The 16,397-nt window shown below is 53.3% G+C and carries 9 protein-coding genes; 7 read left to right on the forward strand and 2 right to left on the reverse strand.

Going from position 1 to position 16,397, the window contains the following annotated elements; genetic code table 11:
- Nucleotides 1-69 precede the first annotated feature (69 nt).
- The 7 genes from EHT25_RS19150 to EHT25_RS19180 all read left to right on the forward strand — a co-directional run bounded on the left by EHT25_RS19150 (nucleotide 70) and on the right by EHT25_RS19180 (nucleotide 15,072).
- A complete protein-coding gene (locus EHT25_RS19150) occupies nucleotides 70-3,561 on the forward strand; it encodes a TonB-dependent receptor (RefSeq protein ID WP_229311646.1) in 3,492 nt (1,163 codons plus the stop codon).
- A gap of 25 nt (nucleotides 3,562-3,586) precedes the next feature.
- On the forward strand, nucleotides 3,587-5,203 hold the full coding sequence (locus tag EHT25_RS19155) for a RagB/SusD family nutrient uptake outer membrane protein (protein ID WP_124876730.1): 1,617 nt from the start codon (nucleotides 3,587-3,589) through the stop codon (nucleotides 5,201-5,203).
- A 101-nt stretch (nucleotides 5,204-5,304) separates the two neighbouring features.
- Nucleotides 5,305-7,521 (forward strand): beta-N-acetylhexosaminidase family protein, encoded by a 2,217-nt coding sequence (locus EHT25_RS19160; RefSeq protein ID WP_124876731.1) that lies wholly within the window; start codon nucleotides 5,305-5,307, stop codon nucleotides 7,519-7,521.
- Between the two features lie 75 nt (nucleotides 7,522-7,596).
- Complete coding sequence (locus EHT25_RS19165) at nucleotides 7,597-9,687, forward strand: hypothetical protein (RefSeq protein ID WP_124876732.1); 2,091 nt, start codon at nucleotides 7,597-7,599, stop codon at nucleotides 9,685-9,687.
- Between the two features lie 252 nt (nucleotides 9,688-9,939).
- A complete protein-coding gene (locus EHT25_RS19170) occupies nucleotides 9,940-12,135 on the forward strand; it encodes an outer membrane protein assembly factor BamB family protein (RefSeq protein ID WP_124876733.1) in 2,196 nt (731 codons plus the stop codon).
- A 134-nt stretch (nucleotides 12,136-12,269) separates the two neighbouring features.
- Entirely contained in the window at nucleotides 12,270-13,634 is a 1,365-nt protein-coding gene (locus tag EHT25_RS19175; protein WP_124876734.1) for an enolase C-terminal domain-like protein, read from the forward strand.
- A 199-nt stretch (nucleotides 13,635-13,833) separates the two neighbouring features.
- Nucleotides 13,834-15,072: a multidrug effflux MFS transporter gene (locus EHT25_RS19180; protein ID WP_124876735.1), complete on the forward strand. Its 1,239-nt coding sequence runs from the start codon at nucleotides 13,834-13,836 to the stop codon at nucleotides 15,070-15,072.
- Between the two features lie 194 nt (nucleotides 15,073-15,266).
- On the opposite strand, the gene EHT25_RS33010 is transcribed toward EHT25_RS19180, so the two are convergent.
- Together EHT25_RS33010 and EHT25_RS33015 are read right to left on the reverse strand one after the other, a co-directional pair.
- On the reverse strand, nucleotides 15,267-15,848 hold the full coding sequence (locus EHT25_RS33010; protein ID WP_221622305.1) for a PepSY-associated transmembrane domain-containing protein: 582 nt from the start codon (nucleotides 15,846-15,848) through the stop codon (nucleotides 15,267-15,269).
- Nucleotides 15,845-16,027 (reverse strand): hypothetical protein, encoded by a 183-nt coding sequence (locus tag EHT25_RS33015; RefSeq protein ID WP_229311647.1) that lies wholly within the window; start codon nucleotides 16,025-16,027, stop codon nucleotides 15,845-15,847. The genes EHT25_RS33010 and EHT25_RS33015 overlap by 4 nt, the downstream gene beginning before the upstream one ends.
- Nucleotides 16,028-16,397: the final 370 nt, after the last annotated feature.

Below are 16,397 nucleotides of genomic sequence, written 5' to 3' on the forward strand. Positions count from 1 at the left end.
GAACAGACAGGAATGTAACTTTTCAATGGACATCGAAACCTTTACAAACTCCCAAATCCCTACAAAAGTATGGAATATTCTACCTTTTCCCTACGGCACTGGTTGTCAGTGCCGTGGTGCCGGTTTAGTGACGTGATCCGGACGTTGTTAACCGGCATAAGTCCGGGTACGAAACGAAAATGGATGATGCGAATCAATTTTATGACCCTCCTTTTGCTGGCCGCTACGGTCCATATCCATGCCACCGGATACGGTCAACAACGTATTTCGCTCTACGAGCGGAACACGCCACTCGAAAAGGTGCTGGACAAAATCGAACAGCAAAGCGGGTATTCGTTCTGGCTGCAAACCGAGCTGCTGCAGAAAAGCAACAAGGTATCGCTGTATTTGAAAAATGCGCAGCTGGAAATGGTTCTGAGCGAGGTTTTCAAAAACCAGCCGCTGACGTATTCGATCATCAATAAAACGATTGTGATTAAAAAGAAAGCGGAAACCGGGGCAGCTAAAACGTCGGCGACCGACCCGTCGACCAGCATCGAATCGAGACCCCGACTCAATCTGGAATCAGGTGGCGAACTGGCCCGGAAGCGGCTGGATTTGCTGGCCGACAAGATCCAGATTCCCCGGAATACAGTCATGATCGTGACCGGTACTGTCACCGACGAAGCCGGTCAGGGCTTGCCGGGCGTGAGCATCGTGGTTAAAAATACAACTCAGGGAACGACGACCGATGCCGACGGTAAATTTCGAATCAATGTCGAAAAACCGGCGGTGCTGGTGTTTTCGTTCGTCGGGTATGCCACGCAGGAAGTGCCCATTGGTAACCGAAACAACCTGGACATTCAACTGGTAGCGGACGATAAAATCCTGAGCGAAGTTGTGGTGGTGGGCTACGGAACGCAGTCGCGCCGGAATGTAACCGGTTCGGTGACCAAAGTGGACATGAAGCAAACCGAAAACCTGCCAAATACCAACGTTGCCCAGGCGCTGCGCGGGCGGGTGGCCGGGGTACAGTTTACGGACAACGGGCGGCCGGGTCAGGGCGGAACGATTCTGATTCGGGGCCAGCGGTCGATTTCGGCGGGCAATAATCCGCTGATCATTCTGGACGGTATTTTCTTCGATGGCAGCCTGAACGACATCAATCCCGGCGATGTGGAGTCGATGGAAGTGCTGAAAGATGCCTCGGCTACAGCCATTTACGGTGCCCGGGCTGCCAACGGCGTTATTCTGATTTCGTCGAAACGCGGAACGTCCGAGAAACCCACTATCCGGATCAGTTCGTATTACGGCAGTTCGTCCTGGAGCTACAAACCCAAATTACTATCGCCCGAACGCTACATTGAAAAAACACTCGAGTGGCGGAGACAAAGCGGTCTGGACGCCGATCCCGCCAAAATCAGCGGGTATCTGACGGCGACGGAAGCCAAAAATTATGCGGCCGGCAACGTGATCGATCCCTGGGAGGTCGTCTCGCAATCGGCCGGGATTCAGAATTATGATCTGAGCATTTCGGGACGCTCGGGACAGACCAATTACTTTATCTCCGGAAATTTCAACAAAGAAAAGGGCTTGATTTACAACGATATGGCCGGTCGGAGCAGCGTTCGGATCAACCTCGACAACCAGATTACGAAGTGGCTGAAAGTGGGCGTCAATGCGCAATACGCCGAACGGGATCTGTCCGGCATCGAATCCAACGTCGGAAACGCGTTCGGAACGTCTCCGTTTAATGCGGTTTGGCTGGACGAAGCCAAAACCGATCCGAACCCGTTTCCCAACGAAGACGGATTGATTGGCAGTATTAACTACGACGCAATCATCAAGAAAAACCGGGAACTTCAACGTAACCTTTTTGCCAATTTTTACGCCATTGTCGACATCCCATTCGTCAAAGGGCTGACGTATCGGATCAACTATTCGCCGAATTACCGCTGGTATAACCTGGATAATTTCAGCCCGATTTATCAGCGCAATAAAATCAACAGCACCGGAAGTGCCAGCCGTCGTACTGATTTGAATAAAAACTGGGTGCTGGAAAATATTCTGACCTACACCCGCCAGATCGGCGCGGATCATAATTTCGATGTCACGCTGTTGTACGGGCGGAACCAGGCGTATTCCGAATCGGTAACGGCCACCGGAACCGACTTTACCGGGGCAAGTGACGTCAATGGCTGGAACAACCTGTTGCTGGCCAAAATACAAACTGCCAGCACCTCGGCCTCCAATATCGACGCCATTTCCACGATGGCCCGGCTGAATTACCGGTTCAAAGACCGGTATCTGCTCACGCTGACCACCCGGCGCGATGGGAACTCGGTGTTCGGAGCCAACAACAAATTCGGAATTTTTCCGTCCGCTGCCCTCGCCTGGATCGCTTCGGATGAACCCTTTCTGAAATCAGTTCCGTGGATTAATCTGCTGAAAGTTAGGGCTTCGTACGGATCGGTGGGAAATCAGGCGATTTCGGCCTACCAGTCGCTGACCCGGCAGGGACAGGTTCAGTACGTATTCGGCGACGGAGGAACGACCTCGACGGGGATTTTTCCGGCCAACCTGGCCAACCCGAACCTGAGCTGGGAAACCACGACCACGGCCAACTTTGGCGTCGATTTCGAAATCTGGAAAGGCCGGGTGGGTGGTACGGTTGAGTACTACAACATGGACACCAAAGACCTGCTGCTGAGTCGCCAACTGCCTTCGCCAACGGGTTTTGCCAACATCCTGACCAATGTCGGGGCCACTAACAACAAAGGTGTTGAAATCACGCTGAATACGCTGAATATGCAGCGGGGCGCTTTCGAATGGAGCAGCAACCTGACGTTTTCGACCAATAAAAACCGCATCGTCCATATTTACCGGAGCGACGTGGACGGCGACGGCGTGGAGGACAACGACATCGGCAACAAATGGTTTGTCGGTCAGCCCATTTCGATTGTTTACGATTACCGCATCGACGGGGTTTATCAGCAGGATGATCAGATTCCGTCGAACCAGAAAGCCGGTTTTTACCGCTTGCAGGACGTCAATAACGACGGAAAAATCGACGCCAGCGACCGCCAGGTGCTGGGTTCGTTGCAACCCAAATACCGCTGGAGTTTTACGAACACCGCCAAATATGGCCCCTTCAGTTTGATGCTGATGCTCAATGCGTTACAGGGCTGGATTGCGCCTAATCCCAAACTTGCGCTGGTATCCGATGCGGGTTCCATCGGGTCGGGTAATTTTCCGGGCCGGGCGGCCAACTTTCAGGATGTCGGCTGGTGGACTCCGGAAAACCGGTCCAACACGCAGACATCGCTGGTCTATACCAACCCCTACAACCACGGTTATTACCAGAGCCGCGATTTTGTCCGCGTTCAGGAAGTAGCACTGGCGTACGAATTTCCCCGTAACTTGGTCAACCGGTTGAAAATGAGCAACCTGAGAGCGTACGTCAGCGGCCGGAATCTTTACACGTTCACGCCCTGGCAGGGGATGGACCCGGAAAGTGGCAACCAGAGCAATTCCTTTCCAACACCGCGCACGGTTTCGGTGGGCGTGAACATGAGTTTTTAAGGTTCCATTCCTAACGATATTCACCATGAAAAATAGATTCAATGTGCTGATTGGCACCTTTACTACCTTACTTGTGCTGCTGGTTTCTCAGGCCTGCAAGGATTCGGTACTGGACGAAAAACCGCTTTCCTTCCTGTCACCGGATATTACGCTGGTTAATAATGCCGGTTTTCAAAGCGCCATAACCGCCCTCCATCAGGGGGCCCGCGAGCTGATGGGTATCGATGATTCCAACACCTACTGGTCGCTCTACCTGGCCACCGATATTGGTTCCATTGGCGTCCGGGATGTGCTGTTGCGGGATTACAACACCCAGTTAACGCCCACATATACGGCGGTCAACTGGTTTTGGGAATGGGGATACCTGACCATGTTGCCCCGCGCGAACCAGATTATCGACTACGCCCAGCGGCCCACCGCCGTCTGGAAAGACGATGCCGAGAAGAATGCGGTATTGGCCGAAGCCCGTTTTTTTCGGGCTTACACGCTCAACCTGCTGACCAATCTGTACGGCGATGTGCCCATTATCGATAAAGTGGCTACCGAGCCGAAGGTTGACTACAAGCGGGATGCCCGCAAAGACGTGCTGGAATTTGCGAAAGCGGATCTGGAGTTTGCATCGCAGTGGCTGCCGCTGAACGAACCGCAGGGGGGGCGCATCGTCAAAAATGCCGCTGATCACCTGCTGACGGAAGTCTACATCAGTTTGGGAAATTACGACAAAGCCATCGAAACCGCTACGGCGGTGATCAGTTCAGGACGTAATCAGCTAATGACCAGCCGGTTTGGAACGACAAAAGCGCAGCCGGGCGATGTGTATTCCGATCTGTTTAAAGACGGAAACATCAACCGGTCGGGCGGAAATCTGGAAACCCTGTGGGCCATTCAGTATGAGTTTCAGACGCCCGGCGGGGTCAGTGTGGCCGGAATCGGGAAGCCCTGGCTGCGGTGCTGGGGCGCCCGGTATTTCGACGCCCGCGATCCGGACAACGCGTCGGGCATGGTGATTGCCGACAGCCTGGGGCGGGGCGTGAGCTGGATGCGCCCCAATAATTACACCTTGTATACGATCTGGAAGGATGATCCGGCGGATATGCGCAACTCGGGCTATAACATTCGGCGGAAGTGGTATTACAACAATCCGGCTTCCAAATACTACCTGCAGGAGGTAAAATACCACGTCAATCTGGACACGCTTTACCACGTTTATCCGGCGTTCCGAAAAATTGAAGGGCTATCGCTGGCCGGTGCCGCCAACGGCCGGACGTTCAGCGACTGGCCGATGATGCGGCTGGCCGAAACCTATTTGCTGCGCGCGGAAGCCTATTTGCTGAAAGGCGACAAACAAAAAGCTGCCGACGACATCAATGTGCTTCGGAAACGGGCGAATGCCAAACCGGTTTTGGCCGCTCAGGTCGATCTGGATTACATTTTGGACGAGCGGTTGCGGGAACTGATTATTGAGGAACCCCGCCGGTTGACGCTGAACCGGATGGGAAAAACTGCCGAACGAATCCGGAAATACAACGGCTTCAGCGCCACCATGACCAGCGTTCAGGATCGGAATGTTCGGTATCCGATTCCGCAGAAATTCATTGATGCGAATTTCGGGTTGAAAGTCGCGCAAAATCCGGGGTATTGATTCGCAACAGGCCTAAAATTTAGTTTGCCGCTGACGGTAACTCGAACATCGTCAGCGGCTGGTAAAGCACGGCCGGATGCGACTGGAACTGTACAGAAACGATGAAAAAACTGACGATATTCCTGACCCTTTGGCTGGTTTCCTGTGCGCCGACCGCACAACGACACCGTTCCGTTTTGCCGCTCAATCACTGGAAAATCATTTCGGGCAGTGATTCGGAGCTTCCCTTAAAAACCGCGTCGGAGGAGTTGAAGCGGTTTCTGGAACGTTCGGGCAAGCTGCCGATTTTTATTCAATGGGCGTCAGCACAGGAGCAAACCCCGGCGTCGGGCAGTGTGTTGATCGGTACACCCGCAACGCATCCCTTGTTGGCCAACTGGATTCGGAGCGGCCGGATCAAACCCGTCGCGGAATCGGCGACAGTCGATCAGTACGAAATCGCGGTGGTCGATGGCGCCGTCGCCGTGGTGGGGAGTAACCCACGGGCGGCTCTGTATGCGACGTATCACCTGGAAGATATTCTGAACCGGGACGGCGGTATTCCGGCCGACTTTCACGAATCGGCCAGGCCGGTTTTGGATTTGCGGATTCTGCACCCCCGCGCCCGGGGCGATTTTGAAAGTTACAAACCGACCGATTTTGAGTTTATCGCCCGGACGGGGGGCAATCGGGTGTTGCTTCAGCATGATTGGATGAAGGAAAAAACGTTGTTCAGCTTTGTGGAATGTCCCGAATTTCCGAATGTGACACCTGCTGACGAACTTCGAAAAAACCGGGAGCGGCTTCGGTTGTACCTCAATTGGTGCCAACAGTTCGGTTTGGGGGCGGGCCTGTGGCTTTGCGAGGTCGTTTGTCAGGGCGGGCCGTGGGTTCCGGCCGACAAACGGTCGGCTTTCCTGACTCTTTTTCCGGAAGAAGTGCTGTCGGAATCAGGTTCGCATCAGGGCAAAGTGTTGTGTCTGGCGCATCCACGGGTCGAAAAAGCGTATCGGCAGATGGTTCGGCAATTGGTAACCGATTTCCCGGAACTGCAATTCGTGCTGACGTTCACGCTGGATTCCAACGGCGAACTCTGCGATCCGACTGCCTGCAAACGGCATCACAACGTCAGTAAGCTGACGCAATACAACCAGTTCCAGCGCCTGTTGCTCGAAGAGTCCCGAAAAATGCGGTCTGATTTTCAGGCCATTTCGGTTGTCTGGTCGTGGCGTTTCCGAAAAGAAGTCGATTTCCTGGCCCAACAGGCCGCTATGCCACCCGGCAGCGGACTGGCGACCTTGCCCGACGCCGAAGCCTGGTCGTTCGACCGCAAGCTGACCAACGCATTGCGCGATCAGGCGAAAACCGTGCGGCAAAACCGGCAAACCCTGCTCGGTTACGACATTTTTCTCTGGGGCGACGACACCATTTTTCCCTCCACGGAGCTGTATGATTTCCCGTTCGGCATTGCCGCTAAGGTAAACCGCTGGCAGGAGTTGGGTGCCGATGGTGTTTTTGACCAATGGGGTACGCAGGCGGAATATTCGCCCGTCAATGCCGTCGCGCTACGAGACCTGTTTTTTCACCCGGAGCTGACCGATCCGTCGCGCGTTACGGCCTGGGCGGAACAACTGGCTACTAATCAGTATGGTAAGGCAGCGGGACAATCCGTTTTGGCGGCCTGGAAGGAAATCGAAACCGCTCAGCAAATCCAGTCGGATCATACCTATTACTGGCACCAGTTGCGACCCAACTGGGCGAAGGTTTCGCTGGCGGCACCCTTGACCGCTTCGGCATTGCAGAAAATTCAGCTATCGGTGTTCGACCAGCCGACCTTAACCGGCATCGAACCGCCCAAGCCCGATGGTTCCCGAAATTACAGCCCGCCGAACGACGATGTGGCGGCTGCGCAGGTCATTGGCGTGGCGCTGGAGAAAGCCATCGGGCATTTTCAGTCGGCGGCTGCCCATCTTGAAAAGGCACTCAAAACCGTACCCGCCGAACAACCAGCGGCCAGTGCCTACTGGCTCCCGATGGGTGATGCCGAACGAAAACCGCTAACGACCCGGCAACAGCTTGAAAAACAGTTGCTTGCCGTTCGGTTACAGGCCGATGTGCAGCGCGAGCTGGCGCATTTTTTTACGGCGTACTCAATTGCAAAAAATCTGTCGGAGGCAGATACACCGGAAAATACCCGGAAACGGGCGCAATTACGGGCCATCCAGGCTGAAGCGCTTCGTACGTCGACTGCCCTGGCTCAATTGCTGGAACAAACCGGTACGAAAGGGCGGGCGGTGCTGCAACTTCGTGCCCGTGTCGTAGGGCTTCCAGAGTTCTGACAATCAGATAAAGACTGAAAATCGTTCTAACCCACTCCGGTTTATCAAATCCGGGATTGCTTATTACTGTACCCAATGAAAAAAATATTGAAAGCGATTGCGCTGATTGCGTTCGCGATCCCCGTCGCAGCGCAGCAGCGGAATGCCACTCATATCCAGAAAGTTATCGCATCGGCGGATGTAATTCGTTCCGCTTATACCGACGAACCCGTCATTAATCTCTACCAGGGGAACGGCCTTTTTGGTTGCTCCTACGGTTTGTTGGGATTGCACATTCACCCGGCCAAAGCCAGCACGCACCACAAATTTGGGAACACCCGGTTTATGCACCTGGAACACCGGGGGCGCGGTAAATTCGGGGGTGATTATCTACTGCCACTCGCTCAACTGTACTGGGCCGATGCGTTTCAGACCGTTTCGGAATTTAGCCAGCACCAGGCTTTTTATGAGGGAACGATTACCACTAGGTTTCGCGCCAGCAACCGCACGATTGCCGTAAAAACCTGGTTTGACCCCGTTGACCGGAATCTGTCCGGAATTGCCATTCAGTTAAAAGGGGAGCCGATCCGGGTTATTCTGGACCCGGCCAGCGATGTGAAAGGTCACTACGATCAGCGGATCAGCCAGGTCAGCAAGATCAGTGCGGTAAAAGACCAGTGGAAAATTGAACTGACGGGATTGGGGACTACAACGCCCCTGTATCTCAAAACGAATGCGGTCGTAACGCTGGAGGGAAACGTTTTGCAACTGACCCTGAAAGAAGGCGAAAACCGGATTCAGCTTTCCGTAAAAAAACCGGTAGCAGCCACAACGGCCCAGTCACTCCGGCAAACCATCCACTGGTGGGACCAGACCTGGCAGAAATCCGGGTTGATTGAATTTCCGGAAGCAACCGCCCAAAAAATGTGGGTCCGGTCGATGGCCCAGTTTCTGTATTCCTACGGCACTGACCAGAAAGGCATTCCGCCACCGATGGGTTTTACGGGAAACGGATGGCCGTTTAACTTTCCGCAGGACGCTTCCTACGTTCTCCCGGTTTTGCTCGCGACCGGACAGACTGCCATCGGAAAATCGTGGATCGAATACTTTTCAGCCCGGCTTCAGGGCATGAAGCAGTATACCCAACGGCATTTTCACCGCGACGGCGTGATGGTTCCGTGGGTGTTTCCGTACGGTTCTTTTGACGGCTATCACGATCCCGCTCCCCCGAACATCTGGTATTATGAAATCCACAATTCGGGGTACCTGGCCCGAATGGCGGTTGAAACGGCGGTTTTTGTAAATGATACCCAGTGGACTCAAAAGTACGTTCTTCCCTTATTGAAGGAAACAGCAGCGTTTTACGGCAGCATTTGTACGAAAGAAACCGACGGTTTCTGGCATTTGTCGCTGAAGCCGTCGATGGGCCAGGATGAATTTGGCGGGGTGGATCAGAAAGATTATTTGTGTGCGCTCTACAGCGCCCAATATTGTTTTCAACAGGCGATTGCGTACGGTTTGGATAACGATCACCGTTATTCCACGATCTTAAAAGACGGATTGGCTTTTCAATCGTTGAAAGCGAAAGGCGGTTTTTATTACACCAGCAGCAACAGCCCGGCGGATTTTGGCAAACAGAAACACCCGGTTCAGCTCAATGAACTGGCCTATCTTCCGGTTCATTCAAGCCCTTCCGAAGCCGCATCGCTGGCATACCAACGGCGGTATGAACTTCTGGCTGATGCCTCAAAACCGTACTTCCACGGCTGGTCCCTGGGCGAAATTCTGCTGGCCGGTTCGCGATTGAGCCAACCGCAGGAATGGCTGAAAGACTGGCATAACCTGGTCACTTCCAATAACATCGATCCCGAATGGATTCAGGTATTTGAAACCAGTAAAAGCTGGTCGGGTGCCTTTTACAATTCGACAAACGGGTTGATCGTTCAATCGTTGGTCAATAATGTGCTGACGGATTGGTACGGAAAAATGGAGATTGCGACCTGTTTTCCGTGGAAAGGCAAAGTCGTTGTTCGTAATCTATATTCCAGGTTGGGTGTCAAAGTGACCGGAAGTGTAAGCAAAACGGCGGCTCAACTGGAATTGCGGGCCTGGAAAAACTGCGAATTTTGGGTGAAAGACCGTAAGGTGAAACTCAAACGGAATGAGCGAATTACACTAAGTTACTAGAAGCACCCCGACAACAGGGCGGAGGTTGATCGTTGGTCGCGTTTGGAGTAAAAGAGGGTATGCCTTTTACTTTTGAAAGCGGTCGGCGGACAATCTCCGCACTTTTGTTGCCGATGATCACAAAGAAGCGGTTTTCCGTTTTAATTCAAACCGCTAATACGTACTTTCGGACGGTCATTTCAGGTAGTAAATGGACCTATGTTCTAAAACCGATGCAGGTACCCGATTGCACGGTATTCCTAAACCTTAAAAATGAAGATTAAAAAACCGTTCACCACAACGCATACCTGGGTTGTAGCGGGGCTGATGCTGGGAAGTTGCCTGATTTATGGCATGGAAAACCCAAAAACCGCCCCCGATACCGGCAAAGACTGGCCGAATTACGGCGGCAACAAAGCCGGAAACCGGTATTCGCCCCTGAGCCAGATTACCGCCGAAAACGTGAAAAATCTGCAGGTGGCCTGGATGTATGACGCGTCCGAAAAACCGGACCCGGCTAATCCCCGGCGGGGCGGGCGGGCGATTCAGTGCCAGCCGATTGTGGTGCACGGCATTCTCTACGGCACCACGCCCGACTTAAACCTCTTTGCGCTCAGGGCCGGAACGGGCGAGCAACTCTGGAAATTTGAACCGTCGAAAAACGACCGGCGGAATTCAAACCGGGGGGTGATGTACTGGGAAAATGGCGCCGAAAAACGCATTTTATACACCGTTGGCTCGAGTCTGTACGCCGTGAATGCCGAAACCGGGCAGATTGTAACCACTTTCGGGACTGATGGCCGGGCGGATTTGCACGAAGGACTCCAGACCAACCTGGACCACGACGTGAGCAAACTGTCGGTAACGGCGACGTCTCCCGGCATTATTTACCGGAATACGGTGGTGATGGGTTCGAGCGTTTCTGAGTCCGGCGATGCGGCTCCCGGCCACATCCGGGCGTTCGATGTAATCACCGGCAAATTGAAGTGGGTGTTTCATACCATTCCGCAGCCGGGCGAGCTGGGTTACGACACCTGGCCGAAAGATGCCTATAAAAAGATAGGTGCGGTGAACAACTGGAGTGGCATGGTCCTCGATGAAAAACGGGGCGTCGTCTATTTTGGCACCGGTTCGCCGGCTTCCGATTTTTACGGGGGCGAACGCAAGGGTGCCAATCTGTTTGCCAATTGCATCATGGCGCTGGATGCCGAAACCGGTAAAATGAAGTGGTATTACCAGACCATCCACCACGATTTGTGGGACCGCGATCATCCCTGTCCGCCCAATTTGATTACGCTGAAACGCAACGGAAAAACCGTCGATGCCGTCGTGCAGGCCACCAAAGACGGCATGATCTACGTGCTGGATCGAGACAAGGGAACGTCGCTGTTTCCGGTCGAGGAACGCAAAGTGCCGACGAACGGGCTGCCCGGCGAAACGCCGTATCCAACGCAGAAATATCCAGCCAAACCGCTGCCGCTTTCCCGGCAGGTTTATACGGAGGCCGACATCACCAACATTTCGCCGGAGGCTCACGCCTTTGTGAAGGAGCGGTTTTTGAAAATCAAAACCGACCACAAATTCGCTCCACCCAACACGACCGGAACCCTGCTGTTTGGCTACAGCGGGGGCGCCGAATGGGGCGGTAATTCCATCGATCCGAACGGGATTCTGTACCAGAATGTCAACGAGGAACCCTGGGAATTGATCATGGCGGAACGGGCGGGGATGAACGCGCAGCAGAATCCGGTCACGGCGGGCAATGCGTTGTACAGCGCCAATTGTTCGTCCTGCCACGGGCTGGATCGGAAGGGCAGCGGGCCGGAGTTACCGAGTCTGATCGACATTGGTAAAAAGCGGTCGGCGGATGACATCAAAGCCCTGTTGAAAACCGGTAGCGGCCGAATGCCTTCGTTTCAGCACTTGTCTGATAAAGAGCGCGATGCGATTGTTAATTTTATTCTGAATAAAGAAACCGGTCCGGCAACTGTCGTCAGCGCACCCACTACTTCTGCTCCTGCCAGTAAAGACGGTTTTCCGTATGTGCCTGCCTACGTGAGCAAAGTCTGGCAGCGGTTTACGGATCAGAACGGGTATCCCGGCATTAAACCGCCCTGGGGAACGCTGAATGCCATTGACTTGAATACCGGCGAATACCTCTGGCGGGTGCCGCTGGGCGAATATCCTGAACTGACGAAAAAAGGCATTCCGATCACCGGAACCGACAGTTACGGCGGCCCGCTGGCTACGGCAGGCGGACTGGTGTTTATTGCCGGAACAAAGGATGAGCGAATCCGGGCTTTTGATAAAAAAACCGGGAAAGTTGTCTGGGAATACCAGCTTCCGGCGGGCGGTTTTGCGACGCCGATCAGCTACGAAATCGACGGGAAACAGTACGTCGTGATTGCCGCCGGTGGGGGCAGGGGTCAGAAAATAGGAGGAAACTACATCGCTTTCAGCTTGAAATAATCTCGGTTTTCAGTATACGGTTTTCGGTGGCTGACGCATGTTTGCTGACGCCCGAAATTGGAACGCGTCAGCAAACATGCGTCAGCCACCGAAAACTGAAAACCGTATACCGAAAACCCTTAAACATACCCGATATGAAAACCCCGGAATCTCAATCAGTAAACAGTCGCCGGAAAGCCCTCAAAATGCTGGGCCTGGGCTCCACCGCCGGAATTTTTGGCCTCTTCGACAGTCCTCAGGCCCGCGCCGAACGGTATGAAACACCGGCGTATGCCAAAGCAGCTGCACCCGTTACGATCAAAAGCGTCCGGGCGATTACCACCGCGCCGGGTGGTTCTAACCTGGTGATTGTCAAAGTGGAAACCTCCGAACCCGGTTTGTACGGACTGGGTTGTGCGACCTTTACGCAACGGGCGCTGGTGGTGGTTCCGGCCATCAATACGTATTTGAATGAATTTTGTGTCGGCAAAAACGTCGATAACATCGAGGACATGTGGCAGTCGGCTTACGTCAGTTCCTACTGGCGCAACGGCCCGGTTTTGAACAATGCGCTGAGCGGTCTGGATCAGGCGTTGTGGGACATCAAGGGCAAACGCGCGAACATGCCGGTGTATCAGTTACTGGGCGGAAAAGCCCGGATTGCGGTCGATACCTACACCCACGCCAGCGGCCCGACGCCCGAAGCCATTGCCGATAAAGTGCAGCAATTCATGGAAATGGGTTTCCGGCACATCCGCATTCAGCAGGGCGGTTATGGGGGCGTGGGCGCGATGGCGGAATTGAAACCGGATTTTAAAACGGCCGGTTTTGGCCGGGAAACCGACGACTTTTCGGACCAGCGGACCTACCTGAAACGGGTGCCGAAAATGTTCGATGTGGTGCGGAAACGCTGCGGGGAAGACATCGAACTCCTGCACGACATGCACGAACTGACGGAACCGATCGACGCGATCAACATGATCAAAGGACTGGAAGAATACCGTCCGTATTTTATCGAAGATCCGTTTTCGCCCGAGAACATGAAGTGGTTCAAGCTGTTGCGGCAAACCACCTCGGTGCCGATTGCAATGGGCGAACTGTTCAACAACATCAACGAGTTCAAGGAGCCGATGGCGGAACAACTGTTCGACTTTATCCGGATTCATATTTCGCAGATCGGTGGCATCACCCCGGCCATGAAGGTAGCGCGGCTGGGTGAGTGGTTCAACGTCAAAACCGCCTGGCACGGTCCGGGCGACACCTCCCCGGTGGGACATGCGGCCAATAACAGCATCGATATTGCCGTCTGGAATTTCGGAATTCAGGAATCGCAGCTATTTAATGATCGGGTGAAGGAGGTTTTTCCGGGTTGCCCGACTATTAAGAACGGCTATTATCAGGTCAGCGAGTCGCCCGGTTTGGGGATCGATATCAACGAAAAAGAAGCCGCCAAATACCCGATCGGCACCAAATCGCGGTGGACGATTCGCAAAAACGACGGCACGATGCTGCGGCCCTAATTTTTTTGAAAACACTGCGAAACAGCCCGGCCCTAAAAACCGGGCTGTTTTATTTGGAGAGCGTATTTCCATGACTGCGTTTGTCGTAAATCTCCCTTAATTAGACGTATTTACACCCTATTTATCCGGTCAATTGCTCGCATTTTTGCAGGTATATGCGGAAGCCCAACCGAGCAACCGCGTGAAACCAACCTGCCGAATGGAGATAAATAAAACCGCTCCCCGTACTCATCCGAAAGAGGTGATCAGGCCCAACGAATTCATTGGGTTAATAGCCAGTATCATGTTGCTGACTGCCCTGGCTATTGATATCATGCTGCCCGCTTTTGAATCGGTTCGGCAGCATTTTAATCTGAAACCGGAGTCTACTAAAACCGCCCAGATTGTTACTTTCTTTTTCCTGGGTCAGATTGGACAGCTCATTTTTGGCCCCCTCGCTGATCGGTACGGTCGTCTACCGGTTTTAAGGGGCGGTTTTTTTCTGTACATCGGCGGTTGTTTGGCTGCTCCGGTTGCCCCGAGTATTGCCTGGTTACTGGCGGCCCGCTTTGTGGTGGGTTTGGGTGCGGCAGCACTCTTTGTGGGGGCCATTTCCTGCGTGCGGGACCGGTTTCAGGGAAATGAAATGGCCCGGATCATGTCCCTGGTTCTGACAATTTTCCTGCTGGTTCCGATTGTTGCCCCCCTGTTCGGCGCAGGTGTGCTGGCGCTCTTCGGCTGGCAGGTGGTTTTTCTGACGCCCGCGCTGTTTGCCATTGGCTTCTTTTTCTGGTCGCTTCGCCTGCGGGAATCGCGACCGGAAACCGCTCCGAATGTGGGAGATATGCAATCCTTTTTTCGGTCGGTTCGTCTCATTTTCGGGAATCGGGACTTTGTGCGTTATACGCTGATTACCACCATTTTATTCACCTCTTTCAGTTCTTATATCAGCAGTTCGGAACGGATGATTGGAACGATTTACGGGCGGCCCGAACTCTTCGTATACATTTTCGCAGGCATTGGAGCCATCATGGCGCTTTTTACGTATCTGAATGCCCGACTGGTGACGCGGTTTGGTGCCCGTCGAACCGTCCGGGGCTTATTGATTGCGTATTTGTCTCTGGCGATTTTGTTACTCGTTCTAACAATTCTGGCAAAGGGAGAACCGAATCTGTTTCTATTCTTCGGAATCATCGCGTTGCTGCAAGGGATCAATGTCGCGGCCGAACCCAATAGCAGCGCACTGGCGCTCGAGCCATTAGGGTCGGTAGCAGGTACGGCTTCAGCAATTTATGGTACTTCCTATTTGGTCGTTGGAGCCCTGATTGGCTCTTTCATCGACCGTTTACTGGTCGAATCCGTTGTTCCGCTTGCCCGGGCTTATTGTTTGGTGGGTTTCCTGACTATTCTGCTGGTTTATCCCGATCGTTCTCCCAAAGAGGCCGCAAAACCGGAATAACGGCAACGCATTCCGGTTTTGCGACGATGAGAACATTATGGTTGCAAACTCGATCGGTTTTCGGCTGAGCGAATCCAGAATTTCACCTTTGCCGAGGTAGGGCGAGGTAGTTTGAGCGTTGGTAAGCGTTAAGTGGATGAAGAAAAAGGCAATGACAGGCAGGAGATGGTTATACTTCATAACGAATGGCAATCTTACGCGGTATGGATTTGTTTTTTTACGCTTCCCGGTTCCACGGCGGCCGAATCCACAGCGGCCCCACCAGACAAAAAACCGGTAACGGGGAGACTGGCGCAGATCAGGCTGGCGGCAAAGCAGGCAGTCTTCGTTGGGAGATTTCCGATCGCGCCCACATGCAGCGCGTAGTTGATCCGTCGCAGCCAGTCGGCAAATTTTAACTGGTCGATCTGCACGCCCGAAGAAGGCAGTTGTTTCAAGGTGTATTGATCGAGGAAAACATCGCGCCAGGCCCCCCGATCCATGTCAGTGCAGACGTAAATCGCGTCGGCCGGTTTTTGGGGAAACGAAATAATGATGGCGTCTTTGTTGTAAACCCCAATCTGTTCCATGCCCATTTTGAAGGCCCGGTCGACGTTCGCCAATGGGTTTTTGGGCGCAATCTGTGTCGTATCCGAAATGCCCCGCTGATACGGTGCCGGAGCAGCGCCACCCGACGCGAGCCAGTAGACGCCTTTATTGATCCAGGCAAATCCTCCGCCGTGTAGGGATTGACGAAAATCAGCGAATCGGAGTTCATAGTGACTTTGGCCGTTCATTCGTGACCACTGTACCAGATACTGAGCACTTTTTTATCCGGAAATACGGTTTTTAGTTTCTGATGCAGCGCCGAAGGGGGCAGATAGGCCGCCTGACCGGGTCGTTCCGCATTTTGCCAGGGTTGGGTCAGCGGTTTGAGTTCCTGCTCGAAAACCAGTATACTACCCGTGATCGACACAATGACGACAACAATCCCGGATGCCAGACCCAGCCACAGGTGAAGGTAGCGTCAGCGCCGACTTCCCGAAGGTGCAGTGTGAAAAAAAATGGATTTTTTTTGGAGGGATCGCCTTACCGGAATGAATCGGTCCGGTTGACCGGATTATTCCGGTAATTCCCTTTTTGTTTCTTAACTTTACCCAACGGAAACAAAGTATAGTGTTTTTTATACCTTTGGTCTAAGATGAATAGGACCATGTACGTTTATGGCGTTTTATTATTTTTTTTATATTATTAGCTTTATCGGCTTTGCTATTGCATCGCTCAGTGCTGGTATCTCTGAACGACTGACAAAAAAAATTTCGGATACGAATTATCTGCTGCTAATC

Origin of the sequence: Larkinella rosea, from assembly GCF_003858635.1 — a bacterium.
GTDB classification, from domain to species: domain Bacteria; phylum Bacteroidota; class Bacteroidia; order Cytophagales; family Spirosomataceae; genus Larkinella; species Larkinella rosea.